This is a genomic window from Pantoea sp. SGAir0180 (assembly GCF_043546245.1).
In genome coordinates this window covers 2,525,654-2,550,630 of record NZ_CP028071.1, presented here as the reverse complement: position 1 = coordinate 2,550,630, position 24,977 = coordinate 2,525,654, and the positions used below count along the sequence as shown (strand labels likewise).

The 24,977-nt window shown below is 54.4% G+C and carries 28 protein-coding genes; 21 read left to right on the top strand and 7 right to left on the bottom strand.

Annotation, left to right across the window (positions count from 1 at the left end; genetic code table 11):
• Positions 1 to 91 precede the first annotated feature (91 nt).
• Both glnS and C1N58_RS11915 read left to right on the top strand, forming a co-directional pair.
• Positions 92 to 1,759, top strand: a complete 1,668-nt coding sequence (glnS, locus tag C1N58_RS11920) for a glutamine--tRNA ligase (RefSeq protein WP_394564205.1) — start codon at positions 92 to 94, stop codon at positions 1,757 to 1,759.
• Between the two features lie 232 nt (positions 1,760 to 1,991).
• Positions 1,992 to 2,387, top strand: coding sequence for a hypothetical protein (locus tag C1N58_RS11915; RefSeq protein ID WP_033739315.1), 396 nt, complete (start codon positions 1,992 to 1,994; stop codon positions 2,385 to 2,387).
• Between the two features lie 59 nt (positions 2,388 to 2,446).
• Here the strand turns inward: C1N58_RS11915 and fur are convergent, their stop codons facing one another.
• The 4 genes from fur to ybfF all read right to left on the bottom strand — a co-directional run bounded on the left by fur (position 2,447) and on the right by ybfF (position 5,093).
• A complete protein-coding gene (gene fur / locus C1N58_RS11910; RefSeq protein WP_033739317.1) occupies positions 2,447 to 2,890 on the bottom strand; it encodes a ferric iron uptake transcriptional regulator in 444 nt (147 codons plus the stop codon).
• A 337-nt stretch (positions 2,891 to 3,227) separates the two neighbouring features.
• On the bottom strand, positions 3,228 to 3,758 hold the full coding sequence (gene fldA, locus C1N58_RS11905) for a flavodoxin FldA (protein ID WP_006118431.1): 531 nt from the start codon (positions 3,756 to 3,758) through the stop codon (positions 3,228 to 3,230).
• Between the two features lie 131 nt (positions 3,759 to 3,889).
• Positions 3,890 to 4,165, bottom strand: coding sequence for a LexA regulated protein (gene ybfE, locus C1N58_RS11900; RefSeq protein ID WP_006118432.1), 276 nt, complete (start codon positions 4,163 to 4,165; stop codon positions 3,890 to 3,892).
• 163 nt (positions 4,166 to 4,328) lie between these two features.
• Entirely contained in the window at positions 4,329 to 5,093 is a 765-nt protein-coding gene (gene ybfF / locus C1N58_RS11895; protein WP_054634318.1) for an esterase, read from the bottom strand.
• A 250-nt stretch (positions 5,094 to 5,343) separates the two neighbouring features.
• Between ybfF and seqA the strand changes: the two genes are divergently transcribed.
• Complete coding sequence (gene seqA, locus C1N58_RS11890) at positions 5,344 to 5,895, top strand: replication initiation negative regulator SeqA (protein ID WP_006118434.1); 552 nt, start codon at positions 5,344 to 5,346, stop codon at positions 5,893 to 5,895.
• Between the two features lie 25 nt (positions 5,896 to 5,920).
• Positions 5,921 to 7,561: a phosphoglucomutase (alpha-D-glucose-1,6-bisphosphate-dependent) gene (pgm, locus tag C1N58_RS11885; protein WP_033739321.1), complete on the top strand. Its 1,641-nt coding sequence runs from the start codon at positions 5,921 to 5,923 to the stop codon at positions 7,559 to 7,561.
• A 39-nt stretch (positions 7,562 to 7,600) separates the two neighbouring features.
• On the opposite strand, the gene kdpE is transcribed toward pgm, so the two are convergent.
• Positions 7,601 to 8,275 carry a two-component system response regulator KdpE gene (gene kdpE, locus C1N58_RS11880; protein ID WP_006118436.1) on the bottom strand — a complete coding sequence of 225 codons (675 nt, stop codon included), beginning with the start codon at positions 8,273 to 8,275 and terminating at the stop codon, positions 7,601 to 7,603.
• 256 nt (positions 8,276 to 8,531) lie between these two features.
• Between kdpE and C1N58_RS11875 the strand changes: the two genes are divergently transcribed.
• On the top strand, positions 8,532 to 8,732 hold the full coding sequence (locus tag C1N58_RS11875; protein WP_054634317.1) for a YbfA family protein: 201 nt from the start codon (positions 8,532 to 8,534) through the stop codon (positions 8,730 to 8,732).
• A 331-nt stretch (positions 8,733 to 9,063) separates the two neighbouring features.
• On the opposite strand, the gene C1N58_RS11870 is transcribed toward C1N58_RS11875, so the two are convergent.
• Positions 9,064 to 9,534 carry a carboxymuconolactone decarboxylase family protein gene (locus C1N58_RS11870; RefSeq protein WP_394564204.1) on the bottom strand — a complete coding sequence of 157 codons (471 nt, stop codon included), beginning with the start codon at positions 9,532 to 9,534 and terminating at the stop codon, positions 9,064 to 9,066.
• A gap of 57 nt (positions 9,535 to 9,591) precedes the next feature.
• Between C1N58_RS11870 and C1N58_RS11865 the strand changes: the two genes are divergently transcribed.
• The 12 genes from C1N58_RS11865 to C1N58_RS11810 all read left to right on the top strand — a co-directional run bounded on the left by C1N58_RS11865 (position 9,592) and on the right by C1N58_RS11810 (position 19,759).
• Positions 9,592 to 10,062 carry a MarR family winged helix-turn-helix transcriptional regulator gene (locus C1N58_RS11865; RefSeq protein WP_394549803.1) on the top strand — a complete coding sequence of 157 codons (471 nt, stop codon included), beginning with the start codon at positions 9,592 to 9,594 and terminating at the stop codon, positions 10,060 to 10,062.
• A gap of 133 nt (positions 10,063 to 10,195) precedes the next feature.
• Positions 10,196 to 11,155, top strand: a complete 960-nt coding sequence (locus tag C1N58_RS11860; protein ID WP_006118440.1) for a YbgA family protein — start codon at positions 10,196 to 10,198, stop codon at positions 11,153 to 11,155.
• 12 nt (positions 11,156 to 11,167) lie between these two features.
• Positions 11,168 to 12,595, top strand: coding sequence for a deoxyribodipyrimidine photo-lyase (phrB, locus tag C1N58_RS11855; protein WP_394564886.1), 1,428 nt, complete (start codon positions 11,168 to 11,170; stop codon positions 12,593 to 12,595).
• Positions 12,596 to 12,612: 17 nt separating this feature from the next.
• A complete protein-coding gene (locus tag C1N58_RS11850) occupies positions 12,613 to 13,356 on the top strand; it encodes a type 2 GTP cyclohydrolase I (RefSeq protein WP_033739329.1) in 744 nt (247 codons plus the stop codon).
• 155 nt (positions 13,357 to 13,511) lie between these two features.
• Positions 13,512 to 14,168, top strand: coding sequence for a 5-oxoprolinase subunit PxpB (pxpB, locus tag C1N58_RS11845; protein ID WP_394550866.1), 657 nt, complete (start codon positions 13,512 to 13,514; stop codon positions 14,166 to 14,168).
• On the top strand, positions 14,162 to 15,094 hold the full coding sequence (gene pxpC / locus C1N58_RS11840) for a 5-oxoprolinase subunit PxpC (protein WP_394564203.1): 933 nt from the start codon (positions 14,162 to 14,164) through the stop codon (positions 15,092 to 15,094). The genes pxpB and pxpC overlap by 7 nt, the downstream gene beginning before the upstream one ends.
• On the top strand, positions 15,084 to 15,821 hold the full coding sequence (pxpA, locus tag C1N58_RS11835) for a 5-oxoprolinase subunit PxpA (RefSeq protein WP_054634312.1): 738 nt from the start codon (positions 15,084 to 15,086) through the stop codon (positions 15,819 to 15,821). Before pxpC ends, pxpA begins: the two co-directional genes overlap by 11 nt.
• A gap of 57 nt (positions 15,822 to 15,878) precedes the next feature.
• Positions 15,879 to 16,610 carry a DUF969 domain-containing protein gene (locus C1N58_RS11830; RefSeq protein WP_394549801.1) on the top strand — a complete coding sequence of 244 codons (732 nt, stop codon included), beginning with the start codon at positions 15,879 to 15,881 and terminating at the stop codon, positions 16,608 to 16,610.
• A complete protein-coding gene (locus C1N58_RS11825; protein ID WP_394549800.1) occupies positions 16,607 to 17,623 on the top strand; it encodes a DUF979 domain-containing protein in 1,017 nt (338 codons plus the stop codon). Before C1N58_RS11830 ends, C1N58_RS11825 begins: the two co-directional genes overlap by 4 nt.
• Positions 17,624 to 17,629: 6 nt before the next feature.
• A complete protein-coding gene (gene pcp / locus C1N58_RS11820) occupies positions 17,630 to 18,277 on the top strand; it encodes a pyroglutamyl-peptidase I (protein WP_394549799.1) in 648 nt (215 codons plus the stop codon).
• An 11-nt stretch (positions 18,278 to 18,288) separates the two neighbouring features.
• The gene (gene nei / locus C1N58_RS11815) at positions 18,289 to 19,077 is read left to right on the top strand and encodes an endonuclease VIII (RefSeq protein ID WP_039337980.1); all 789 of its coding nucleotides are present in this window, start codon (positions 18,289 to 18,291) and stop codon (positions 19,075 to 19,077) included.
• A gap of 94 nt (positions 19,078 to 19,171) precedes the next feature.
• Entirely contained in the window at positions 19,172 to 19,759 is a 588-nt protein-coding gene (locus C1N58_RS11810; RefSeq protein WP_394564202.1) for a GNAT family N-acetyltransferase, read from the top strand.
• Between the two features lie 80 nt (positions 19,760 to 19,839).
• Here C1N58_RS11810 and C1N58_RS11805 read toward each other — a convergent pair whose 3' ends face one another.
• Entirely contained in the window at positions 19,840 to 21,123 is a 1,284-nt protein-coding gene (locus tag C1N58_RS11805; RefSeq protein ID WP_006118451.1) for a citrate synthase, read from the bottom strand.
• A gap of 625 nt (positions 21,124 to 21,748) precedes the next feature.
• Here C1N58_RS11805 and sdhC point away from each other — a divergent pair.
• From sdhC to C1N58_RS11785, 4 genes are read left to right on the top strand one after another with little or no spacing between them, the layout of a single operon-like run.
• A complete protein-coding gene (gene sdhC / locus C1N58_RS11800; protein ID WP_033739345.1) occupies positions 21,749 to 22,138 on the top strand; it encodes a succinate dehydrogenase cytochrome b556 subunit in 390 nt (129 codons plus the stop codon).
• Positions 22,132 to 22,479, top strand: a complete 348-nt coding sequence (gene sdhD, locus C1N58_RS11795; RefSeq protein ID WP_006118453.1) for a succinate dehydrogenase membrane anchor subunit — start codon at positions 22,132 to 22,134, stop codon at positions 22,477 to 22,479. The genes sdhC and sdhD overlap by 7 nt, the downstream gene beginning before the upstream one ends.
• Entirely contained in the window at positions 22,480 to 24,246 is a 1,767-nt protein-coding gene (gene sdhA / locus C1N58_RS11790) for a succinate dehydrogenase flavoprotein subunit (protein ID WP_006118454.1), read from the top strand. It abuts the gene before it with no gap.
• A gap of 14 nt (positions 24,247 to 24,260) precedes the next feature.
• Positions 24,261 to 24,977, top strand: a complete 717-nt coding sequence (locus tag C1N58_RS11785) for a succinate dehydrogenase iron-sulfur subunit (RefSeq protein WP_006118455.1) — start codon at positions 24,261 to 24,263, stop codon at positions 24,975 to 24,977.

Sequence of the window (24,977 nt, the reverse complement as noted above, 5' to 3'; positions counted from 1 at the left end):
AACAAACGGTTGTTTCTCTGCAACGCTTTGTGGATCATACCCGGATATTACGTGGTATAAACCACCCATTCTATGCGTTGAGGATTTTGAGATGAGTGAGGCTGAAGCCCGCCCAACGAACTTTATTCGTCAGATTATTGACGAGGATTTGGCGAGCGGTAAGCACAGCAGTGTGCATACCCGTTTTCCGCCAGAGCCAAATGGTTATCTGCATATCGGCCATGCTAAATCAATCTGCCTGAATTTCGGTATTGCACAAGATTATCAGGGCGAGTGCAATCTGCGTTTTGACGATACCAATCCGGTCAAAGAAGATATGGAGTTCGTCGAATCCATTAAGCGTGACGTGCAGTGGCTGGGTTTTACCTGGAGCGGCGAGGTTCGTTATTCATCTGACTATTTCGACCAGCTTTATCACTATGCCGTTGAACTGATCAACAAAGGCTTGGCCTACGTTGATGAACTGACGCCAGACGAAATTCGTGAATACCGCGGTACCTTAACGGCACCGGGTAAAAACAGCCCTTACCGCGACCGCAGTGTGGAAGAGAACCTCGCGCTGTTTGAAAAAATGCGCAATGGCGAGTTCGCAGAGGGCAAAGCCTGTCTGCGCGCGAAAATCGACATGGCTTCCAGCTTTATCGTCATGCGCGATCCGGTGCTGTACCGCATCAAGTTTGCCGAGCATCATCAAACCGGCAATAAGTGGTGCATCTACCCGATGTACGATTTCACCCACTGCATTTCGGATGCGCTGGAAGGCATTACGCACTCCCTTTGCACGCTGGAATTCCAGGACAACCGCCGCCTGTATGACTGGGTGCTGGATAACATTACTATTCATGTTCATCCGCGTCAGTATGAGTTTTCGCGCCTGAATCTGGAGTATGCGGTGATGTCAAAACGCAAACTGACGCAGTTGGTCAGCGAGAAGCATGTTGAAGGCTGGGACGATCCGCGCATGTTAACCGTGTCGGGTTTGCGTCGTCGTGGTTACACCGCGGCCTCCATTCGTGAGTTCTGCCGCCGCATTGGTATCACGAAGCAGGACAACATCGTTGAAATGGCTTCGCTGGAATCCTGTATCCGCGACGATCTCAACGAAAATGCGCCGCGGGCGATGGCGGTGCTGGATCCGGTGAAAATTGTGCTGGAAAACCTGCCTGCCGGGCACAATGAAGTGCTCAGCATGCCAAATCATCCTAACAAACCGGAAATGGGCACACGCGATGTTCCCTTTAGCCGCGAGATCTGGATCGATCGTGCCGACTTCCGCGAAGAGGCGAATAAGCAATATAAGCGCCTGGTGCTGGGTAAAGAAGTGCGTCTGCGTAATGCCTATGTCATCCGTGCGGAACGGACCGCGAAAGATGAAGAAGGCAATATCACCTGCATCTACTGCACCTGTGACGTCGATACGCTGAGCAAAGATCCTGCTGATGGCCGTAAAGTCAAAGGGGTTATCCACTGGGTCTCAGCTGAACATGCACTACCGGCAGAATTCCGTCTGTATGACCGTCTGTTCAGCGTCCCGAATCCGGGTGCGGCGGATGATTTTCTGACGACAATCAATCCGGATTCGCTGGCGATTAAACACGGCTTCGTTGAACCCGGTCTGCGTGACGCAGAAGCCAGTGCGCCTTATCAGTTCGAACGTGAAGGCTATTTCTGCGCTGACAGTGTGTATTCAACACCGTCGCAGTTAGTGTTTAACCGTACTGTTGGTCTGCGCGATACCTGGGCGAAAAACGGCGAATAATTTACGCCGCATAGTCATCAGATGATCGGTAAAGGGCGAGCAATCGCCCTTTTTTATTGGGTGGATTTTTTTTAGCGCCGACATTTGTCCTGAACCCGTTTAATTCGATTAATTTTACTTCTGTGGAATCGCTCTCAGTTTAATTTTTTTAATAACTTTCCCGGTGTGAATTATTTTTTTTCAGGTACGCTAACCCTCTGTAGTCTTTGTTTGCGGGTTAAAAAGGAAAAAAATGACAGTTTTCGCACAGGAAGCCAAACACAGCGTTGTCGTCTTACATCAACTCATTGAACATATTTTTAACCACAGCCGTGACAGTGGTGACAGCTTTCATCTGCTGCTTTCTCATTTTCATCCTGACTTCCAGATGGTCACGCCACAGGGCAAGATGCTGAACCTCAATGAGGTTGAAGAACTCTTTCGCCGCTTACAGGGCGCACGGGAAGGGATGCGCATCGCGACCAGCGAACATGTGATCCTGTCAGAGCACGCTAACGAGGTCACCATTCAGTATCGGGAAGTGCAGATGATGAATGGGGAAAATAAAAGCCGCATTTCCGTTGCGATTCTGGACTGCTCCACCTCGGTGCCCCGCTGGCGCTACCTGCAGGAAACGCTGGTGGCGTGACTGACAGGCACAAAAAAGCCGATGCAGGCATCGGCTTTTTCTTTACCGTCTGACAAACGTTACTTGTCGTGCAGTGTTTCGTCTTCGCGGCAATCGCCCAGGGCACAGTGACCATACAGGTACAGGCTGTGGTTGGTGAGCTTAATACCGTGACGGGTCGCGATATCACGCTGACGCGTTTCAATAGACTCATCACTAAATTCAATGACTTTACCGCAATCCAGACAGATCAGGTGATCGTGATGGTGCTGCTGCGTCAGCTCAAACACCGATTTACCGCCTTCAAAGTTGTGGCGGGTCACAATGCCGGCATCGTCGAACTGGTTCAGTACACGGTAAACCGTGGCCAGTCCAATCTCTTCGCCCATATCAATCAGGCGTTTATACAGATCTTCCGCGCTGACGTGATGGCATGCAGGTTCCTGAAGCACTTCCAGAATTTTGAGTCTGGGCAGGGTGACTTTCAGGCCAGCCTTCTTTAATGCGGTGTTGTTGTCAGTCATGCGGATATTGTCCTGTTACTTTGGTCACTCTTGTGGCATGTAGCCTGTATGTCGATCGACCGCCATTCTCATTTGCGTCTCATTATAGAACTGATGCGCTGAAATGAAAACCGATGCTGCCTGCGATGAAACCGTGGCGATGTTCGCGGTACAAAGCATGGAGGGCGGGCTGGCTACCATTTCGCGTTGTGTCATCTCAATTCCAGGGAAATAAGCAGATGATCGATGCGGGTATTCTACAGACTAAATGCGGAAAGTTACAAAAATGTAGCTATTATTTTTATAGGAAAAGCCATTGATGCAGTGTGGACCAGCGCCCACACTGCGCTCACGGCTATCAGGCTTCGATAATTTCTTTGAGTTGCAGTTCATCGAAGATCTGCTTAACCCACTTGTCGACGCGTTCGTTCGTCAGTTCTGGCTGGCGATCTTCATCAATCGCCAGGCCCAGGAAGTGGTTATCGTCTGCCAGACCTTTTGAGGCCTCGAAGTGGTAACCCTCGGTTGGCCAGTGGCCCACGATAATGGCACCGTTAGGTTCGATGATGTCACGAATGGTGCCCATCGCGTCACAGAAGTACTCGGCGTAGTCTTCCTGATCGCCACAACCGAACAGCGCCACCAGCTTACCGTTGAAGTCGATCTCTTCCAGCGTCGGGAAAAAGTCATCCCAGTCGCACTGTGCTTCACCATAGTACCAGGTCGGAATACCCAGCAGCAGGATGTCAAAGGCTTCCAGATCTTCTTTAGTGCTTTTCGCGATGTCGTGAACCTCTGCAACGTCTTTGCCCAGTTGTTTCTGGATCATTTTTGCAATGTTTTCGGTGTTACCGGTATCGCTGCCAAAGAAGATGCCTACGATTGCCATGGGTAAAATAACCTCTTAAATCCTGATGATAGAATGAATGCCTGAGCATATTCAGCAAATGATAGCAGACCACGCAAAAGGGCGGAACTTGTAAAGCCGCGACATTTGTTTCTGTGTGCGGTTTGCGTGCGTTAGTCCAGTTTGAGTTGCGCCAGCAGCATTTGTTCAATTAATTCACTGCGGCTGAGATTACGCTGTTCAGCCAGCGTATTAAGCGCTTCTACCGCCTGGCTGTTCATTTTGAGTTCGACACGGCGAAGCCCGCGCCCTTTGTCACGTTTCAGTTGATTGCGTTTATTGATACGCAGTTGTTCATCACGCGTAAGCGGACTGGTTTTAGGGCGACCAGGGCGACGCTCGTTAGCGAACAGATCGAGCGTCGTGCGGTCAGTGTTTTCTTTTGCCATGGCTTAGTACAACTGAATGGGCGCAAACGGATCGTGCCGCTGCGCAGATTAAATTACTGGCTTTTACCGTGGATACGCGCCCACGGCAAAAATTTAGCGCGCCATCATACTCCAGGCTAACCATGGACGCCAATCCTAAACTTTTACAGCCAGTTAAGCGGATTTATCGTGCAAAAAAGCGGCGAATGCTGCGTAAAACAGCATCAGGTTTTTCGGCGTGGACCCAGTGACCTGCACCGCCAATCACGTGCGCCTGCGCGGCGGGAAACTGTTGCAGTATCGCGTCACGGTACTGATTGTCCAGATAAGGGGAGTCACCACCGCGAATGAACAACGCCGGGTGCGGCCACGCGGGCACCGTTTCCCAACCCGTGATATACGCATAGTTGTCCCAGAGCGCTGGAACGTTAAAGCGCCATTCACCGCTACTGAACGATTTCAGGATGAACTGAATCACACCTTCTTCGTTAAGATGCTGACGCATAATCCCGGCCGCCTCACTGCGCAGCGTCACGCCCGCGTCGGTGACGGCTCGGATCGCGGCAAAAATTTCGTCGTGGCGGCGCGTCTGATAGTCGACGGGCGCAATGTCGATCATCACCATCTGTTCTATCCGCTCAGGGGCCAGGGCGCTCATCGTCATGGCAATTTTACCGCCCATGGAGTGACCAATGACGGAAAGGCGCTCAATGCCCTGCGCATCAAGCGTGTCCAGCATATCCTGGGCCATAACCTGATAGGTCATCTCGTCAGCGCGCGGAGATAAGCCATGATTACGCACATCAACCTGGATAAGCGGATGGTCATCTTTCAGACCGCGCGCCAGAACGCCGAGGTTATCAAGACTGCCAAACAAACCGTGAATGAGCAGAACGGGTGTGGAATCAGCAGAAGATTGTTCAGTTTGCAGACGGGCATTCAAAATCATAGCAAAGTTCTTAAGTGTGAGACCTGCGCTTAGGTTATCATGGTTTCACCTTTTCAGGTGCGCTGCTTCCGGTGGCATTAGGACATATTCTGACTTTTGCCCCTAAACCGTTTGAATGCTATCAGCCTGTCTGAATTTAACTTTATAATCTTCATGTTAGAACCTGCACACGGCCTGAAACCCCGGTGTTTACCTCTGGATTTTCAGAAAATCGCGGGTTCTGTCGTGAGTCAAAACCGTACGGAATAAGATGAAAACGATCGAAGTTGACGAAGAGCTCTACCGTTATATTGCCAGCCACACGCAACATATTGGCGAAAGCGCATCCGATATTCTGCGCCGTATGCTGAAGTTTACTGCGGGTCAGACAGCCACCGCGACCGAAACACAGCCTGTTGCCGCCTCGCAGCCGTCTAAAACGGCACAGTCGGCAGGGAATGAGTCACGCCCTCAGGATCGTGTTCGTGCGGTGCGCGAGTTGCTGCTTTCTGATGAATATGCAGAGCAGAAGCGGGCGGTAAATCGCTTTATGCTAATCTTGTCAACGCTCTATCGTCTGGATACGGCCGCGTTTGCTGAGGCGACCACCTCCATGCAGGGCCGTACGCGCATCTATTTTGCAGGCGATGAGCACACGCTGCTGCAAAGCGGCACCCATACCAAGCCGAAGCATGTGCCCGGCACGCCGTACTGGGTCATTACGAATACCAATACCGGTCGTAAACGCAGCATGATCGAACACATTATGCTGTCGATGCAGTTCCCATCGGAACTGGCTGAGAAAGTTTGCGGCACCATTTAAACTGAAGCGTCAGGGAGAAGCGCCAATGGCCAATCACCCCCGTGCCGGGCAGCCTGCCCAGCAGAGCGATTTGATTAACGTTGCACAATTAACTTCACAATATTATGTCCTGCAGCCCGATGTGGCGAATCCAGAACATGCGGTGAAATTTGGCACATCAGGCCATCGCGGTAGCGCAGGACGTCACAGCTTTAACGAAAAGCACATTCTGGCGATTGCGCAGGCGATTGCGGAAGAGCGTAAAAAGAACGGTATTACCGGCCCGTGCTATGTGGGTAAAGATACGCACGCGCTGTCTGAGCCCGCGCTGCTGTCCGTGCTGTCCGTGCTGACCGCAAACGGGGTTGATGTGATCGTTCAGCAGGATAACGGTTATACGCCAACGCCTGCGATTTCGAACGCTATCCTTGAACACAACAAATCCGGCGGCCCACTGGCGGATGGCATTGTGATTACGCCGTCGCACAATCCCCCGGAAGATGGCGGCATTAAATACAATCCGCCAAACGGTGGGCCGGCAGATACCAACGTTACCAAAGTGGTGGAAGACCGCGCGAATCAGCTGTTGAAAGACGGCCTTAAAGACGTTAAACGTCTGTCACTGGATCAGGCCTGGGCCAGCGGCCACATCCATGAAAAAGATCTGATTCAGCCTTACGTGGAAGGTCTGTCACAGATCATCGACATTCCTGCGATTCAGAAAGCGGGCCTGAAGATTGGTGTCGATCCGCTTGGCGGTTCCGGGATCGCTTACTGGCAGCGTATCGCTGAGCACTACAAGCTGGATCTGACGCTGGTGAATGACGCTGTCGACCAGACTTTCCGCTTTATGCACCTGGATAAAGATGGTGTGGTGCGCATGGACTGTTCGTCCGAATGCGCCATGGCGGGGCTGCTGGCCTACAAAGACAAATTCGATCTGGCCTTCGGAAACGATCCAGATTATGACCGTCACGGCATTGTTACCCCTGCCGGGCTCATGAATCCAAACCATTATCTGGCCGTTGCGATCAACTATTTGTTCCAGCACCGTCCGCAGTGGGGTCAGGATGTTGCCGTGGGTAAAACCCTCGTGTCCAGTGCGATGATTGACCGGGTCGTGGACGATATTGGCCGCAAGCTGGTAGAAGTTCCGGTGGGCTTTAAATGGTTCGTGGATGGCCTGTTTGATGGCAGCTTTGGTTTTGGCGGCGAAGAAAGTGCGGGCGCGTCATTCCTGCGCTTCGACGGCACACCCTGGTCAACCGACAAAGACGGGATCATCCTGTGTCTGCTGGCGGCAGAAATTACGGCCGTAACGGGCAAGAACCCGCAGCAACACTATGATGAACTGGCTGCACGCTTCGGTGCGCCAAGCTACAACCGTCTGCAGGCACCAGCAACATCAGCGCAGAAAGCCGCATTGTCGAAGCTGTCACCTGAAATGGTCAGTGCAGATACGCTGGCGGGCGATCCGATTACCGCGCGCTTAACGGCCGCTCCCGGTAACGGCGCGTCTATCGGTGGACTGAAAGTCATGACGGAAAACGGCTGGTTCGCTGCGCGTCCATCGGGCACCGAAGACGCGTATAAGATCTACTGTGAAAGCTTCCTGGGCGCAGAGCACCGTGCGCAGATCGAGAAAGAAGCCGTCGAGATTGTCAGTGAAGTGCTGAAAAACGCCTGATAAATCTGTTAAATAAAAAAAGCGCCGCTGGCGCTTTTTTTATGGCATGAACCGGTAGCCGATACCGGTTTCCGTCAGCAGGTGAACGGGTTGTGTCGGATTGGCTTCAAGCTTTTGACGCAGATGGCCCATATAAATGCGCAGATAATGGCTGTGTTCGACAGCATTGGGTCCCCAGACCTGATTCAGCAGCTGACGCTGCGTCAGAACTTTCCCCGCGTTATTCAGTAATGTGGTCAGCAAACGAAACTCGATGGGCGTAAGGTGAACCTCTTCGCCCGCGCGCAGCACGCGGCGTGCGGCAATATCGACGACCACGTCGGCGAAGCTGACCTTCGGATCCGGGTGCTTCCCGGCATGACGCCGCAGGGCGACCCGAACACGCGCCAGCAGTTCACCAATCCCAAAAGGTTTAGTCAGGTAATCATCGGCACCAGCATCCAGTGCGTCAATTTTGTCCTGCTCGTCAGTACGGGCAGAGAGAACAATAACTGGCAGCGTGCTCCACTGGCGGAGTTCACCAATAAACGTCTTGCCGTCGCCATCAGGTAAACCCAGATCAAGGATGACTAAATCGGGCTTTCGCGTGGCGGCTTCGATCAGCCCACGTTGCAGCGTCTCAGCATCGAAAACCTTCAGGCCTTCACTTTCCAGCGCGAGGCGCACGAAGCGGCGAATTTCTTTCTCATCTTCAATGATTAAAACCGTGGTCACACCAATCCTGCCATTGCCTGAAAAGGGAAAACACACTGTATCAACTTTTCTGGCGTTCGTCCGTGTTGCCATGAAATCCGTTGAAGGATCACCTCTGTAACTCATAATTAACCTGGGTATAACGGCCAGGTAAACTTACCCGTGCAGAACAAAAAAGACGCAAATTTAGTGGTCAGATGAGTAGTAAAATCATCCAACCCGGCGTAATATTAGACACAGATCACATTTATGACGTTTTTTTACTCAGGAGGCTGCTATGTACCGCACCTATCCACTTCACAAAATTATTTTGCGCCGAACGCTGGTCATCCTGTCAGGTCTGCTCGCTCTGCCAGTTATGCTGTTTCGCCAGGATCGGGCGCGCTTCTACAGCTACCTGCATCGGATGTGGTGCAAAACCAGCGCCAAACCGGTCTGGCTGGCGCAGTCTGAAGCAGCGGCGGGTATTTTCTGGTAAGTCCCTGCTGTGCGCTTGATTTTACGCCGCACAGGCCTGGGGACACATCCCTACAGAGGGGATTGCCAGCGTTTTCAGACGTGCTTATCTGTTTTCACCTGCAGTGTGCTGTGGCCCGGTGTTAAGGTCGACACAGCGCCTCTTTTTTCCCTGTTCATTCCGTCACGCAGCTTAGTTGCGCCTTAGCTTTGCGCCAGTGACGCAGGAAACCTTCCCAGTGTCCGGGCAAGCCGCCCCGTTCGCCAGTACCCGTTCACGGGCAGCCCTTCCTTGTTATCTGGCCCGTAGCCCCGACATGGCGGCCCGACGGGCACCGCACTTTACGCGCTTCTTAGCGTTTAGGCACCGGCGGGGCAAACTGCAGCGCGCCTGCGATACGGTTCCAGGCATTGATCGCGGCAACAGCCGAGGTAAGAAACGCGATCTCCTGTTTATCGAAGACGCGGCTGACCTCAGCATAAACCGCATCAGAAACCGGCTGCTGCACCATTAAGGTCAGGGCCTCTGTCCAGGCCAGCGCCGCACATTCCCGCTCCGAATAGATACCGGCTTCGCGCCATACGGCGACCAGATCCATTTTTACCGGGCTCAAATCGGTCTTACGCGCCAGATTGAGATGGTACTGGAGGCAAAAAGCGCACGCATTCAGCTGTGAAGCGAGCAGTTTGATCAGCTCAGTGAGCGATTTTTCCAGCCCGGAATCGTCAACGGCTTTGCCCAGCATCGCTAAGGCTGCCACCACATCGGGTGCGGTATGTTCGAACGAAGACCAGTCGCTGCGACGGTGATTAAGCGATGTCACGATATACCTCATCTGCTAATATAAGAGTTCGAATAACAATATACGAACTCTTATATTATGCGCAAGTCAGATCTGCAGAGCACCGCCATCCCCGAACCCGGTGAAGGAAAACGCGGTGAGTCAGGCCATATTGGTTATCTGCTGCGGCAGGCCCATGCGGCTCATAAAATCAGAATGGAAAATGCGCTGAAGGATAAAGGCGTCACGTTGCCGCAATTTTCGGTGCTGACCATGCTTGCGGCCTATCCCGGCGCATCGGGTGCCGACCTTGCGCGTCTGTCGCTGCTGACGCCACAGACGATGAGCGTCATTGTGGCGAATCTGGAGCGGGCCGGAATGATTTGTCGTCGTCCGCATGCGGTGCACGGCAGAATTCAGGTGATTGAGATTGCTGACGCCGGGCGTGACGTTCTCGCGCAGTGCAAAGTAGCGGTTCAGTTGGTTGAGGCCAGCCTGCTTTCGGGTGTCACGCCTGAGGATGAAAAGGTGATTCGGCGCTGGCTGGTCAGCGTGGCAGTGGGAGAATAAACCGTTAAAAAAGACCACGGGCTGGTCATCTGAAAGGCTTCGCGGCGTTCACTTTTGCTACACAGAATCTGTACCATCCCGGTCGTTTTACGCTACACTTAAACCTCTACAAGTTTTCGGAGGTTGTACAAGTATGAGCGAAAAAATTCCCGTTGGGATCAGCGCTTGCCTGCTTGGTGAGAGCGTCAGATTTGATGGCGGCCACAAGCGGCTCGCGTTCGCCACTGAGCAACTGACGCCTTTTGTTCGTTTCGAACCCGTTTGCCCTGAAATGGCGATTGGGCTGCCCACGCCGCGCCCGGCGCTGCGCTTAGTTAAGCAGAGCGACGACGATGAACTGCACCTTTGCTTCAGCAAAGAGGGCGGCGATGACATCACCGATAAGATGCGCGACTGGTCCGAAAAACGCGTGAAATCGCTGCATCACCTGTGCGGCTACATACTGTGTGCAAAATCACCCAGTTGCGGGATGGAGCGCGTGCGTATCTACGAGCCCGCCACCAATAATAACCGTAAAGCGGGAACCGGTATATTTACCCGTTTTCTGCAACGTGAAATGCCCTGGTTACCGCTCGAAGAAGACGGGCGTCTGAACGATCCGACATTACGTGAAAACTTTATCGGCCGGATTTGCGCGCTGCACGAGTTTCATGAAATGTGGAAAAAGGGGCTGACCCGTCATGGCCTGATTGCCTTCCACAGCCAGTATAAATTGTTACTGCTGGCGCATTCGCAAAAAAAATACCGTGAACTGGGCCCCTTTGTTGCCTCGATGAACCAGTGGGAGTCGCTGGAGGCGTTTGCCTTCGAGTACCGCAACCGCCTTATGGATCTGATGTCACAACCGGCCTCGCGCACTAACCACACCAATGTGTTGATGCATGTTCAGGGTTATTTCCGCAGTCAACTGAGTTCGCCGCAACGCAGAGAACTGACGTCACTGATTGATTGTTACCGTCAGGGCACGCAACCGTTACTGGCGCCGATTACGATTCTTAAGCACTACATGGCTGAATATCCTCATCCGTGGCTGACGCAGCAGCGCTACTTCGATCCTTACCCGGAAGCGCTGCGCCTGCGCTACGGACAATGAGTCGGGAGCATGATGACGACCCATCTTGTCTGGTTCCGTAATGACCTGCGCATCAATGATAACCTTGCGCTGCATGCCGCCTGCAGCAAGTCAGATGCCCGTGTCATAGCACTGTTTATTGCCACGCCGGGACAGTGGCAGCAACACGATATGGCCCCCCGCCAGGCCGCGTTTATTCACCAGAATCTCTGCAGCCTGCAGGCATCACTGGCCGAAAAAGGCATCCCGCTGCATGTTCATCAGTGTAATGATTTCGCTGCCAGCGTGGATTTTCTCGTCACGTTTTGTGAACAGCAAAACGTTGATCAACTGTTTTATAACTACCAGTACGAATTTAACGAACGTCAGCGCGATGCGCAGGCGGAAAAGCGGTTAGATGAAGCGGACGTGATCTGTCAGGGGTTTGATGACAGCGTACTTTTGTCGCCCGGCAGTATCCAGACCGGCGATGGTGAGATGTACAAAGTGTTTACCCCGTTCAGCAAAGCCTTTATTCGTCGCCTGCAGCAGGGGTTGCCTGAGTGTGTCCCGGCGCCTAAAGCCCGGGCTGGCGCGCCCCTGAACACACCAAAAGCGATTTCGCCGTTTGATTACGACCATGCTGAGGTTGATGATGCGCTGTTTCCGGCCGGTGAACAGGCGGCGATTAAGCGGCTACGTGCGTTTGCGCAACATGCCGTGCTGGATTACCCAAAGCAGCGTGACCTGCCTGCGCGCGACAGCACCAGCCGGTTATCGGCTTACCTGACCATCGGCGTGCTTTCACCGCGCCAGTGTCTGCATCGGGTGTTGCATGAACATCCCGGGGCGCTGGAAGGCAGCCCGGCGGCTGTCTGGATCAATGAACTCATCTGGCGTGAGTTCTATCGCCATCTCATCGTTGCGTTTCCCCGACTGTGTAAGCATCAGCCTTTTGTCCACTGGACGCGTCATGTCGCGTGGCAACGAAACGAGGCGCATTTTGACGCCTGGAAAGCCGGGAAAACCGGTTATCCCATCGTCGATGCCGCCATGCGACAGATGTTGCAGACCGGCTGGATGCATAACCGGCTTCGCATGATCACGGCCAGTTTTCTGGTAAAGGATCTGTTAATCGACTGGCGCCAAGGCGAGCGCTATTTCATGCAGCAGCTTATCGATGGCGACCTGGCCGCCAATAACGGCGGCTGGCAGTGGGCGGCGTCCACGGGGACCGATGCCGCGCCGTATTTCCGCATTTTTAACCCTACTACGCAAAGTGAGCGTTTCGATGAACAGGGTGATTTTATTCGTCACTACCTTCCCGAACTGAAAGACGTGCCGGACAGTGCGATTCATCAGCCGCACGAATGGGCGCGGAAAAACAACAAGACACTCGATTATCCAACACCGATCGTGGAACATAAGGACGCACGTAAAAAGACACTCGACGCCTTCGAGCGCGCAAAAAATGTGGCCTGAGGTGGCAAGGAGCAGAAATGAATCACTATGCGTTAGAAAAAATCGTTAACGATCAGCTGGCAACCCATACCTTCAGCGATTATGCGCCAAACGGGCTACAGGTCGAAGGCCGACCTGAAGTGAAAACGATCGTTACCGGCGTGACCGCTTGCCAGGCGCTGCTGGATGAAGCGGTGGCGCGCAAAGCCGATGCGGTGCTGGTACATCACGGTTATTTCTGGAAAAGTGAACCGGCGGTGATTAAAGGCATGAAACGCCAGCGTCTGCGCACGCTACTGGCAAACGATATTAACCTCTACGGCTGGCACCTGCCGCTGGATGCGCACCCTGAGCTGGGTAATAACGCGCAGTTGGCTAAGCTGCTGGGTATTAACGTGATGGGCGAGATTATGCCGCTGGTGCCCTGGGGCGAACTGACTCAGCCTGTGAGCGGCCATGCGTTGGCACAGCGTATTACTGAGGTGCTGGGACGGGAGCCGCTTCATTGTGGTGATAATGCGCCAGCAGCGATCCGTCGTGTTGCCTGGTGCAGTGGCGGCGGTCAGGGATTTATTGATAATGCGGCCGCCTTTGGCGTAGATGCCTTTATTACGGGCGAGGTCTCTGAGCAAACCATTCACAGCGCCCGTGAACAAGGCCTGCACTTTTTCGCCGCAGGCCACCATGCCACCGAACGCGCGGGTATTCGGGCGTTGGGTGAATGGCTGGCGGAGCATCATGGCCTGGATGTCACGTTTATTGATATTCCCAATCCCGCCTGATCCCCCTGGGTTCTGCCATCTGCGCAGAACCCAAACCTGTTGACACATTACCGTCACTTTCGCATAACTACCTTCCTGGGTTGTAAAACACATTTGGCTTTTGCGCGCCAGAATCCTGTCTGAGCGCCGCAAAGCTGTTTACCAGGAGGTACGTGTTGCAAAAAACACGATGCTATATGCTGGGCGAGCGCGCGGTGGTACTGGAGTTGTCTCCGCCCGTTTCGCTGGCCAGTCAGCAGCGAATCTGGCATCTGTGCCAGCGTTTGCAGTCACACGACGCGACCCGGGAAGTGATTCCCGGCATGAACAACCTGACGCTGCTGTTACGGGAGCCGCCCAGAGATGCCCGACAGGCGACGGCGCAACTTGAACAGTGGTGGCAGGAAAGTGAGGTGCAGGACACAGAGTCGCGCCTTGTGACCATACCGGTCATCTATGGGGGCGAGGCGGGGCCGGATTTGCGTCAGGTGGCCGACCACGCCGGCATGACGGAAAAGCAGCTCGTCGCGTTACACAGCAGCACGGATTACGCGGTTTTCTTTATTGGTTTTCAGCCCGGCTTTCCTTACCTGGCCGGCCTGGATGCGCGCCTGCATATGCCGCGCCGCGCCGAACCGCGCGTTGCGGTTCCGGCTGGATCGGTCGGCATCGGCGGCAGCCAGACCGGTGTTTATCCGCTGGTCTCACCAGGCGGCTGGCAGTTGATTGGCAGGACGCAGGTCGCGCTTTTCACACCCAGCCAGCAGCCGCCAACCTTACTACGTCCGGGTGACAATGTCCGGTTTGTGCCGCAAAAGGAAGGGATATGTTAAACATTCTTCGCGCGGGTCTGGCAACCAGCATTCAGGATTTCGGACGCTATCACTGGCGACAGTATGGCATAGGCGTCAGTGGTGTCCTGGATCAGCCCGCCATGATCACAGCCAATCTGCTGGCAGGCAATCCGCCGGGCAGCGCCGTGCTGGAAATTGTCCTCGGACAGTTCAAAGCGGAATTCCGTCGGGATGGATGGTTTGCACTAACGGGAGCGGGTTGTCAGGCCGAACTGGATGGCAAGCCTGTCTGGACAGGCTGGCGTTTACCGGTAAAAAAAGGGCAGGTCCTGGTGTTGAAGAAACCGATTCACGGCATGCGCAGCTACCTGGCTGTGCACGGTGGTTTCGCGATTCCGCCGTTCCTGGGCTCATGCAGCACCGACATCAAGGCCGGTTTTGGCGGCTTTGAGGGGCGAACGCTGCAGGACGGCGACGTCATTCCGCTGGGCAAACCGCAACAGCACTTCACGAGCAAAAAAGGCGTGCGCCAGTTGCTCTGGGGTAACCGTATTCGTGCGTTACCCGGACCGGAATACCACGAATTCAGCAAAGCGTCACAACAGGCGTTCTGGCGAGCAGCCTGGAAGCTGAACCCTCAAAGTAATCGCATGGGCTACCGTTTGCAGGGGCCTGCTTTGCAACGCGACGTGCCGCGCGAGTTGTTATCGCATGGTCTGGTGCCCGGCGTCATTCAGGTGCCTGGAAACGGTCAGCCTATCGTTCTGCTGGCGGATGCACAGACCACCGGCGGCTATCCACGTATCGCCTGCGTCATTGAATGCGATCTTTATCATCTGGCGCAGATTCGTCTGGGCGAGCCGATTCATTTTATGCCCTGTACGCCCGAAGAGGCGCTGGCGGCAACGCGACAGCAGCAGCATGTATTGGGGCAAATGGCCTGGGGACTGGCAAATGAAAATTGATTTAAACGCCGATCTGGGCGAGGGGAGCAGCAGCGATCGTGCGCTGTTGCAGCTGGTGAGTTCCGCCAACATCGCCTGCGGCTTTCACGCAGGCGACGCGCAGATGATGTTGCAGGCCATTCGCTGGGCCAGCGAATTTGGCGTGGCGATTGGCGCGCATCCCAGCTTTCCCGATCGTGAAAACTTTGGCCGCAGTGCGATGCAACTGCCGCCGGAAACTGTCTATGCGCAAATCATCTATCAGGTTGGTGCGCTCAAAAGTCTGGCTGAGAGCGAAGGGCAGTCGCTTGTTCACGTTAAACCTCACGGTATGTTGTATAACCAGGCGGCGGCGGATGCCACGCTGGCCGAGGCGATTGCGCGAGCCGTCAAAGCCGTCGATGCCCGGCTGATCATGGTGGGGCTGGCTAACAGTGAGTTGATTCGCGCGGCGGCCCATCACGGCCTGAAAACCCGGGAGGAGGTGTTTGCCGATCGCGGCTATCTCAGCAGCGGCGCGCTGGTGCCCCGTGGCCAGCCCGGCGCATTGATTGAAGAGGAAGACCAGGCGATTCAGCAAACCCTGATGATGGTGCGACAGGGGCAGGTCATCAGTGTGACCGGTGAGGCGGTTCAGGTGAACGCAGAAACCGTCTGCCTGCATGGTGACGGGGCGCATGCACTGACGTTTGCGCAACGTCTGCGTGCCAGCTTTGCCAGCCATGCTATCACCGTCACCAGTCAATAAAAAAACGGCATAACCAGCCTGAACGTCTCAGGCTTACTATTTCACGAGGGGAAAAGTATGGACAGCGTAGTAAATCTCTGGCCGCTGCTGGGCATTGCTGCCATCGTCGTTGGCTTCGTTTTGCGTTTTAATCCGGTGCTGGTGGTCATTGTTTCAGGCTTCGTCACCGGGATCGCTGCCCTGATGCCGCTGGGCGATATTTTACAAAAGCTGGGTGAGGGATTTCTGAATACCCGCAACCTGCCGTTGATCCTGCTGCTGCCGCTGGCGGTTATTGGCTTACTGGAACGCCATGGTCTGAAACAGCGTGCGCAGGCGTGGATTGCCCGGATCAAAACGGCGACGGCGGGACGGTTGCTCATTGTCTATCTGTTTGTGCGTGAGGTGACTGCGGCCCTCGGGCTGACCAGTCTCGGCGGCCATCCGCAAATGGTGCGCCCGCTACTTGCGCCGATGGCCGAGGGGGCCAGCGAAAACCGCTACGGGGCACTACCGCCCGAGGTCCGTCATCGCCTGCGTGCCATGTCCGCTGCCACCGACAACGTCGGGCTGTTCTTTGGTGAGGATATCTTTGTCGCCTTTGGCGCCATTATTTTTATGCATAACTTTATGCAGGAGTCCGCCGGTATCCAGACTGAGCCATTGCATATTGCCCTGTGGGGCATTCCCACGGCGCTCTCAGCCTTTCTGATTCATTCCGCCCGCCTGATCAGGCTGGACCGCCAGCTGGCACGAGAACTGCGCGTTATCAACAGCAAGGCCATGAAAGCCAAAGGAGAGCCGTCATGATTCAGCAACAGTATCTGATGTGGCTGGCTGGCCTGATTCTGCTGGTTGTCGCGGTTTTATCCTGGCGCGACAGCGCAAATCCGCGCCGTTTCACCACTGGCTTATTTTGGGGACTGTATGGCCTGATTTTTCTGGTGGGTGACTGGACAACCGCCCTGATGACCCAACTGATGGGCTCTGCCGAAAGCGGCACACGTATGTTGCAAATTAGCGTGGGCGTAGCGGTGGTTATCATGGGGATCCTTGCCGGTTGTGGTGGGGTAAGAATGGGCCGCTATCACCAGCGCAGTGAGGCGGAAAAACAGGCCAGTGCCCAGCGTCTGGGCAACAAACTTTTCCTGCCAGCCCTGGCGATCCCCGTCGTGACAGTGATCGGTGTGTTAGCGTTTAATAACCTTCCCGGTCTGCAAACGTGGGTGTTCGGCGCGGGCAACCATTCCACCCTGATTACGCTGTTCTCCATGGCCACAGGCTGTCTGCTGGGCTGGCTGATCGCCATGAAAATGACGCGTGAAACCCCAGTGCAGTCGATGCAGGAAACCCGACGTTTGCTGGACTGCATCGGCTGGGCGTTTCTCCTGCCGCAAATCCTGGCAACCCTGGGGCTACTGTTTACGGCCGCGGGCGTCGGTGGCGCGATCTCCCATCTCACCGAACATTATCTTGCCGTGGATAACCGCTTCATTGCGGTCACGGTTTACGCGGCAGGGATGGCACTGCTCACCATGGTGATGGGGAATGCATTCGCGGCGTTCCCGATTATTACCGCGGGCATCGGCATTCCCATTCTGGTGTTACAGCATGGCGGTAACCCGGCGGTCATGGCGGCAATCGGGATGTTTTCCGGCTACTGCGGTACGTTAATGACGCCGATGGCAGCAAACTTCAACATTGTGCCTGCTGCCTTGCTGGAGTTACCGGATCGCAACGCGGTCATCAAAGCTCAGGTGCCAACCGGTGTGCTACTGTTAATTGTTAACATTTTCTTACTCTACTTCCTGATGTTTTTGTGAGGCAGCATGAAAACGGTATTAATGACGGCATTTGAGCCCTTTGGCGGCGAATCCATTAATCCCTCCTGGCAGGCGGTCAGTGCCCTTGAAGGCCAGACTATTGCCGGCGCACGCATCGTGACGCGCCAGTTGCCCGTCGTATTCAGCGAGGTGCTGGACGTGCTGTATCAGGCGCTGGAAACGATCAGGCCCGATGCCGTTATCGCTGTCGGGCAGGCAGGCGGTCGCAGCGATATCACGGTAGAGCGAATTGGTATTAATGTGGATGATGCGCGCATTCCGGATAATGCGGGCAGGCAACCCGTGGACGAACCCATCGTTCAGGATGGCCCGGCCGGATATTTTTCACGCCTGCCGATCAAAGCCATTGTGGCCGCGGTGCGGGAAGCGGGCATTCCGGCATCGGTGTCGCAAACCGCAGGAACTTTTACCTGTAACCGGGCAATGTATGGCCTGTTGCACTGGCTTGAAAGCAACGGCAGCCCGGCACGGGGCGGTTTCATTCATATTCCCTACCTGCCTGAACAGGCGGTGCATCACCCGGGTGCACCCAGTATGCCCGCCGCAACCGTTATTGAGGCGCTGAAAATTGCCGTACAAACGACCCTGACCACCGCTCAGGATGTGAAGGAAGTGGGTGGCGCAACGCATTAAGAGGACGAGTGATGCCTGAAGGACCGGAGATTCGCCGCGTGGCGGATCAGCTTGAAGTGGCCATCGTCGGCCAGCCCCTGACCGACGTCTGGTTTGCGTTTCCCGAATTAAAAACCTATGAGCCCGCATTGCTGGGAGAACAGGTGGCGTCGATAGAGACGCGCGGTAAAGCGTTGCTGACCCATTTCAGTAACGGCCTGACGCTGTATTCGCACAATCAGCTGTACGGCGTCTGGCGCATCGTCCCGCCAGACATGCAGCCCGAGACAAAACGGCAGTTACGTGTGCGTCTCGCGACGGCCAATCAGGCGATATTGCTTTACAGCGCGTCGGATATTGAACTCCTGAATGCGGAAACGCTTGCCCGTCATCCGTTTCTCAACCGCATTGGGCCGGATGTACTGAATGCGGAGTTGACCGTAGAGGCGGTCAGGGAACGGCTGTGCTCGCCGCGTTTCTGTCGCCGCCGGTTCAGCGGACTGTTACTGGATCAGGCTTTTCTGGCCGGACTGGGCAACTATTTACGTGCTGAGATCCTCTGGCTGGCCCAGTTGCTTCCCCGGCATAACGCACAGTCGCTGAGTGAGGCGCAACTGACGGCTTTCTGCGAAGCGCTGTTGTCCGTGCCGCGTCATGCCTATCGCATGCGCGGCACCATGAAAAAATACCACAGCGAAGCGGCATTTCGGTTTGAAGTGTTCCACCGCCAGGGCAAGACATGTCGCCGCTGCGGTGAAGTAATCGAAAAGGGCGTCCTGTCCGCCCGACCGTTTTACTGGTGCCCTGGCTGTCAGAGATAAAAACGCTGGCCTGTCCCGCCGTTGCACGCGGGCAATGTCACTCGTCAACGAAGGATATCGTCACCCGGTTTTCTTCACAGCATAAGGAATCATCATGACACCTGAGATTGTGACGGAAAGGCTGCGCTTAAAACCCCTGTCGCTGAAGGATGCCGATGCCATGCAGATCGCGTTTCCGCGCTGGGAAATTGTACGCTACCTGATCGATTCGGTGCCCTGGCCTTATCCCGAGGGCGGGGCACGAGACTATATTGCCAATGTCGCCTTACCGGCGGTCGCGGCCGGGACGGGCTGGTACTGGACATTGCGGCCTAAAGCGGCGGAACAGCAACTGATTGGCGTTATTTGCCTGATGGAGACGCCGGATAATAACCGGGGCTTCTGGTTGGTACCGGAGTGGCAGGGGCAGGGCTATATGACAGAAGCCTGCCTGGCCGTGACGGATTACTGGTTTACCGATCTGAAAAAACCGCTGCTGAGAACGCCAAAAGCGGCACTGAATCAGCGATCTGTGAATATTTCGGTCAACAGTGGGATGCGCTGTATCCGCACAGAGAAAAAACAGTACGTTTCAGGCACACATGACTCGCAATTATGGGAAGTGACGCGAGAAGAATGGCAGGCCTTTCGGGCATCTCAAACGTCCGCCGTTCATCCTCTCACTAAGATTCGCTCACGCTGACCGGCGGCGTCAGTAAAAAAAAGCGGCGGTGCCCGTAAGGACACCACCGCTTTTCGCCTTACCGCCCGTTGCCGGACAGCTTATTTATCCAGCTTCGAGCTGAACTCGCGTTCGGTGTAACCGGTATACAGCTGACGCGGACGGGCAATTTTCATGCCTTCGTCGTGCATTTCTTTCCAGTGCGCGATCCAGCCAACGGTACGCGCCATGGCGAAAATCACGGTAAACATGGACGAAGGGATGCCCATGGCTTTCAGGATGATACCGGAGTAGAAATCCACGTTTGGATAGAGTTTGCGCTCGATGAAGTACGGGTCGTTCAGCGCAATGTGTTCCAGTTCCAGCGCCACTTCCAGCAGATCGTCTTTCATGCCCAGTTCGTTCAGCACTTCATGGCAGGTTTCACGCATAACGGTCGCGCGCGGGTCATAATTTTTATAAACACGGTGACCAAAGCCCATCAGGCGGAAAGAGTCATTTTTGTCTTTGGCACGGCGCACAAACTCAGGAATGTGCTCGACGGTGCTAATCTCTTCCAGCATACGCAGACAGGCTTCGTTCGCGCCGCCGTGTGCGGGTCCCCACAGGGAGGCAATACCGGCCGCGATACAGGCAAACGGGTTAGCGCCTGACGAGCCAGCGGTACGTACGGTAGAGGTCGAGGCGTTCTGTTCATGATCGGCGTGCAGAATCAGAATGCGATCCATGGCGCGTTCAAGCACAGGGTTAACCTTGTATTCTTCACACGGTGTTGCAAACATCATGTGCAGGAAGTTACCGGCATAGGAGAGGTCGTTACGGGGATAGACGAACGGCTGACCGATTGAATACTTGTAACACATCGCTGCCATGGTAGGCATTTTCGACAGCAGACGGAAAGCGGCGATTTCACGGTGGCGCTCGATGTTTACATCCAGCGAATCGTGATAAAACGCAGCCAGTGCGCCGGTCACGCCGCACATCACCGCCATCGGGTGTGAATCACGACGGAAACCGTGGAACAGACGGGTAATCTGCTCATGAATCATCGTGTGGCGCGTAACCGTTTGTTTAAACTCTTCAAACTGGGCTTTCGTGGGGGCTTCACCATTTAACAGGATGTAGCACACTTCCAGGTAGTTAGAGTGGGTAGCCAGTTGGTCAATAGGGAAGCCGCGGTGAAGCAGAATGCCTTCATCACCATCGATAAAGGTGATTTTTGATTCGCAGGACGCTGTAGACGTGAAACCAGGATCGAAGGTAAACAGGCCGTTGGAACCCAGTTGACGGACATCGACGACATCCTGGCCCAGCGTGCCTTGCAGTACACCCAGTTCAATGGACGTTTCATCTGATAGGGTTAGCGTCACTTTTTTATCTGTCATTTTCGTCTCCATAGCGCCTTAGGCAGGTAAGGATCTTTCGACACCTGAAACGCGTGCATGTTGCAATTTGGCAGTACTTCACGGTGTCACTCTGCATTATAAGCAGTGAAGGGTACAGAGTGAGAGGCGCGTTCCACTGGAAATGTAAAGCCGTGACATGTGCATATCGCGGTTGTTAAAGATCCGGTCAGGACATAACTTCTTTGTAACCAATAACCTGATGGTATTTAAAGCGGTTACCGACAATGTTACATAACTTCAGCTTAGGAGAAAGTGTATCCCCATAACTTTTGTGCATCATAGGATTTTATCGGACTAGTTTGTAACTGAATTGTTGAACTATTGTCAAATCAGATAATTAAATTTGTATGAATTGTGAAAAACGTGAGTGGGATCACTGTTCCATCGAAAATTCTCCAAAGAGTTTGTAGGGGAATTGTAATCAGAATGTGATCGTCCTATACTTCCGGCCAGGTCTCCGGAACACCCTGACACCAGGAGCCACCCAGCGTTTGTACCACGTCATTTAACACTGGATGTTGCTATTTTGGTGACGGATTAAGACTGAACCTTTTTTTCGGGTTTGGGCCTGTCTTCCGGAGGAAGCAAAATAAAAAAGAGCTGTGTGGGCAAAACCGTGAAAAAACAAAGACCTGTCAACTTGGATCTCTCGACGATCCGGTTTCCCGTTACTGCAATATCGTCCATTCTCCACCGTGTCTCCGGCGTCATCACTCTGGTTGCTCTCGGCATCCTGTTGTGGCTTCTCGGTCTTTCTCTCTCCTCTCCTGAAGGTTTTCAGCACGCGGCATCTATCATGAGCGGCTTCTTTGTGAAGTTTATCATGTGGGGCATTCTGACCGCGTTGGCCTATCATACGGTGGGCGGGATACGTCATATGTTAATGGATTTTGGTTATCTGGCGGAAACGCTCGAAGCAGGTAAGCGTTCTGCGCAGGTGACATTTGGTATTACTGTCGTGCTTTCAATCTTAGCAGGAGTCCTCGTATGGTAAGCAATGCATCCGCGTTGGGTCGCAATGGCATTCAGGACTGGCTGTTGCTGCGCGCGTCGGCAATCCTTATTACGCTTTACATCATCTACATGCTCGGTTTCGTGGTGATGACAGACACGCTGACGTATGACATCTGGCGTGGCTTCTTTGCCTCAGCATTTACAAAAGTGTTCACGCTCCTGACGCTGTTTTCCATCCTGATCCACGGCTGGATTGGTATGTGGCAGGTCTTAACGGACTACGTGAAATCGCTGGCGGCGCGTCTGCTGTTACAGCTGGTTATCGTGGTGGCACTGTTGTCATATGCAATTTATGGGTTTGTTGTGGTGTGGGGTGTGTAAATGAAGTTACCAGTCAGAGAATTTGATGCCGTGGTGATCGGCGCAGGTGGCGCGGGTATGCGCGCGGCACTGCAAATCTCCCAGTCGGGCCAGACGTGCGCCCTGCTGTCCAAAGTGTTCCCAACCCGTTCTCATACGGTATCCGCGCAGGGCGGTATTACCGTTGCGCTGGGCAATACCCATGACGATAACTGGGAATGGCATATGTATGACACCGTCAAAGGCTCCGACTATATCGGCGACCAGGACGCGATTGAATACATGTGCCACGTCGGTCCGGAAGCGATTCTGGAACTGGAACACATGGGCTTACCTTTCTCCCGTCTTGATGATGGCCGCGTTTATCAGCGTCCGTTTGGTGGTCAGTCAAAAAACTTCGGTGGTGAGCAGGCGGCGCGTACTGCCGCGGCAGCTGACCGTACTGGCCACGCCCTGCTGCATACGCTGTATCAGCAGAACCTGAAAAACAAAACCACCATCTTCTCCGAATGGTATGCACTGGATCTGGTCAAGAATGACGACGATGCGATTGTGGGTTGTACTGCTATCTGCATGGAAACCGGTGAAACCGTCTACTTCAAAGCCAAGGCGACCATTCTGGCGACCGGTGGTGCAGGACGTATCTATCAGTCGACGACCAATGCCCACATTAACACTGGCGACGGTGTTGGCATGGCGCTGCGCGCAGGTGTACCGGTGCAGGACATGGAAATGTGGCAGTTCCACCCAACCGGTATCGCAGGTGCGGGTGTGCTGGTCACCGAGGGCTGCCGCGGTGAAGGCGGCTATCTGCTGAACAAACACGGTGAGCGCTTCATGGAGCGCTATGCGCCAAACGCCAAAGACTTGGCAGGTCGTGACGTGGTGGCCCGTTCTATGATGGTGGAAATTCGTGAAGGCCGGGGCTGTGATGGTCCATGGGGCCCGCACATCAAGTTGAAACTTGACCATCTGGGTGCCGAAGTGCTGGAGTCACGTCTGCCGGGAATCCTGGAACTGTCCCGTACCTTTGCGCACGTTGACCCGATTAAAGAGCCGATTCCTGTTATCCCAACCTGTCACTACATGATGGGCGGCGTACCGACCAAAGTGACCGGCCAGGCGCTGCGCGTCAATGCGCAGGGCGAGGATGAAGTGATTCCGGGCCTGTTCGCTGTGGGTGAAATCGCCTGCGTATCTGTTCACGGCGCGAACCGTCTGGGCGGAAACTCACTGCTGGACCTGGTGGTCTTTGGTCGCGCGGCGGGTGTTCATCTGCTTGAATGTCTGGAAGAGCAGGGCGAACTGCGCGAAGCCAGTCAGGAAAACATCGATGCTGCCATGGCGCGCTTCAATCGCTGGGAGAACAACACCACGGGTGAAGATCCGGTTGAAATCCGTAAAGCGTTGCAACGCTGCATGCAGAACAACTTCTCGGTCTTCCGCGAAGGTGATGCCATGCGTGAAGGTCTTGAAGAGCTGAAAGTGATTCGTGAGCGCCTGAAGTCTGCGCGTCTGGATGACCGTTCACCCGACTTCAATACACAGCGTATCGAGTGCCTTGAGCTGGATAACCTGATGGAAACCGCCTATGCCACAGCGGTTGCGGCTAACTTCCGTACAGAAAGCCGTGGTGCACACAGCCGCTTCGACTATCCGGAACGTGATGATGCGAACTGGCTGTGCCATAGCCTCTATGTTCCGCAAACGGAAAGCATGACGCGCCGTGAGGTGAACATGCAACCGAAACTGCGTGCGGCCTTCCCGCCAAAAGCGCGTACCTACTAATTGCGGAGATCATCATGAGACTAGAATTTTCGATCTATCGTTATAACCCGGACGTCGATGATAAACCGCGCATGCAGGATTACAGCCTGGAAGCGGAAGATGGCCGTGACATGATGCTGCTGGACGCGCTGATCCGTTTAAAAGAAAAGGATCCTACGCTGGCTTTCCGTCGCTCGTGCCGTGAAGGCGTGTGCGGATCAGATGGCCTGAACATGAACGGTAAAAACGGCCTGGCCTGCATTACGCCGGTTTCCGCTTTAGGCAACGGTAAGCAGAAGATTGTGATTCGTCCTCTGCCTGGCCTGCCTGTGGTGCGCGACCTCGTGGTAGACATGAGCCAGTTTTATACTCAGTATGAGAAAATTAAGCCTTTCTTGTTAAACAACGGTGAAAACCCACCTGCGCGTGAGCATCTGCAGACGCCGGGCGAGCGTGAGCATCTGGACGGCCTGTATGAGTGTATTCTCTGCGCCTGTTGCTCAACCTCATGCCCGTCGTTCTGGTGGAATCCCGATAAGTTCATCGGGCCTGCGGGTCTGCTGGCGGCATACCGCTTCATTATTGACAGTCGCGACACCGAAACCGATGCGCGTCTGGATAATCTGAGCGATGCATTCAGCGTGTTCCGCTGCCACAGCATTATGAACTGTGTCAGCGTGTGTCCTAAAGGTCTTAACCCCACGCGCGCCATCGGCCATATCAAGTCGATGCTGCTGCAACGCGGGGCATAG

Coding starts and splice junctions, on each gene's coding strand:
- C1N58_RS11830 (WP_394549801.1), top strand. CDS start 15,879: ATGGACAGCGTAGTAAATCTCTGGCCGCTGCTGGGCATTGCTGCCATC.
- phrB (WP_394564886.1), top strand. CDS start 11,168: ATGACGACCCATCTTGTCTGGTTCCGTAATGACCTGCGCATCAATGAT.
- sdhA (WP_006118454.1), top strand. CDS start 22,480: ATGAAGTTACCAGTCAGAGAATTTGATGCCGTGGTGATCGGCGCAGGT.
- C1N58_RS11810 (WP_394564202.1), top strand. CDS start 19,172: ATGACACCTGAGATTGTGACGGAAAGGCTGCGCTTAAAACCCCTGTCG.
- pcp (WP_394549799.1), top strand. CDS start 17,630: ATGAAAACGGTATTAATGACGGCATTTGAGCCCTTTGGCGGCGAATCC.
- C1N58_RS11865 (WP_394549803.1), top strand. CDS start 9,592: ATGCGCAAGTCAGATCTGCAGAGCACCGCCATCCCCGAACCCGGTGAA.
- glnS (WP_394564205.1), top strand. CDS start 92: ATGAGTGAGGCTGAAGCCCGCCCAACGAACTTTATTCGTCAGATTATT.
- nei (WP_039337980.1), top strand. CDS start 18,289: ATGCCTGAAGGACCGGAGATTCGCCGCGTGGCGGATCAGCTTGAAGTG.
- C1N58_RS11860 (WP_006118440.1), top strand. CDS start 10,196: ATGAGCGAAAAAATTCCCGTTGGGATCAGCGCTTGCCTGCTTGGTGAG.
- sdhD (WP_006118453.1), top strand. CDS start 22,132: ATGGTAAGCAATGCATCCGCGTTGGGTCGCAATGGCATTCAGGACTGG.
- C1N58_RS11850 (WP_033739329.1), top strand. CDS start 12,613: ATGAATCACTATGCGTTAGAAAAAATCGTTAACGATCAGCTGGCAACC.
- seqA (WP_006118434.1), top strand. CDS start 5,344: ATGAAAACGATCGAAGTTGACGAAGAGCTCTACCGTTATATTGCCAGC.
- C1N58_RS11825 (WP_394549800.1), top strand. CDS start 16,607: ATGATTCAGCAACAGTATCTGATGTGGCTGGCTGGCCTGATTCTGCTG.
- ybfF (WP_054634318.1), bottom strand. CDS start 5,093: ATGATTTTGAATGCCCGTCTGCAAACTGAACAATCTTCTGCTGATTCC.
- C1N58_RS11805 (WP_006118451.1), bottom strand. CDS start 21,123: ATGACAGATAAAAAAGTGACGCTAACCCTATCAGATGAAACGTCCATT.
- ybfE (WP_006118432.1), bottom strand. CDS start 4,165: ATGGCAAAAGAAAACACTGACCGCACGACGCTCGATCTGTTCGCTAAC.
- fur (WP_033739317.1), bottom strand. CDS start 2,890: ATGACTGACAACAACACCGCATTAAAGAAGGCTGGCCTGAAAGTCACC.
- C1N58_RS11875 (WP_054634317.1), top strand. CDS start 8,532: ATGTACCGCACCTATCCACTTCACAAAATTATTTTGCGCCGAACGCTG.
- pxpC (WP_394564203.1), top strand. CDS start 14,162: ATGTTAAACATTCTTCGCGCGGGTCTGGCAACCAGCATTCAGGATTTC.
- C1N58_RS11915 (WP_033739315.1), top strand. CDS start 1,992: ATGACAGTTTTCGCACAGGAAGCCAAACACAGCGTTGTCGTCTTACAT.
- fldA (WP_006118431.1), bottom strand. CDS start 3,758: ATGGCAATCGTAGGCATCTTCTTTGGCAGCGATACCGGTAACACCGAA.
- pgm (WP_033739321.1), top strand. CDS start 5,921: ATGGCCAATCACCCCCGTGCCGGGCAGCCTGCCCAGCAGAGCGATTTG.
- pxpA (WP_054634312.1), top strand. CDS start 15,084: ATGAAAATTGATTTAAACGCCGATCTGGGCGAGGGGAGCAGCAGCGAT.
- C1N58_RS11785 (WP_006118455.1), top strand. CDS start 24,261: ATGAGACTAGAATTTTCGATCTATCGTTATAACCCGGACGTCGATGAT.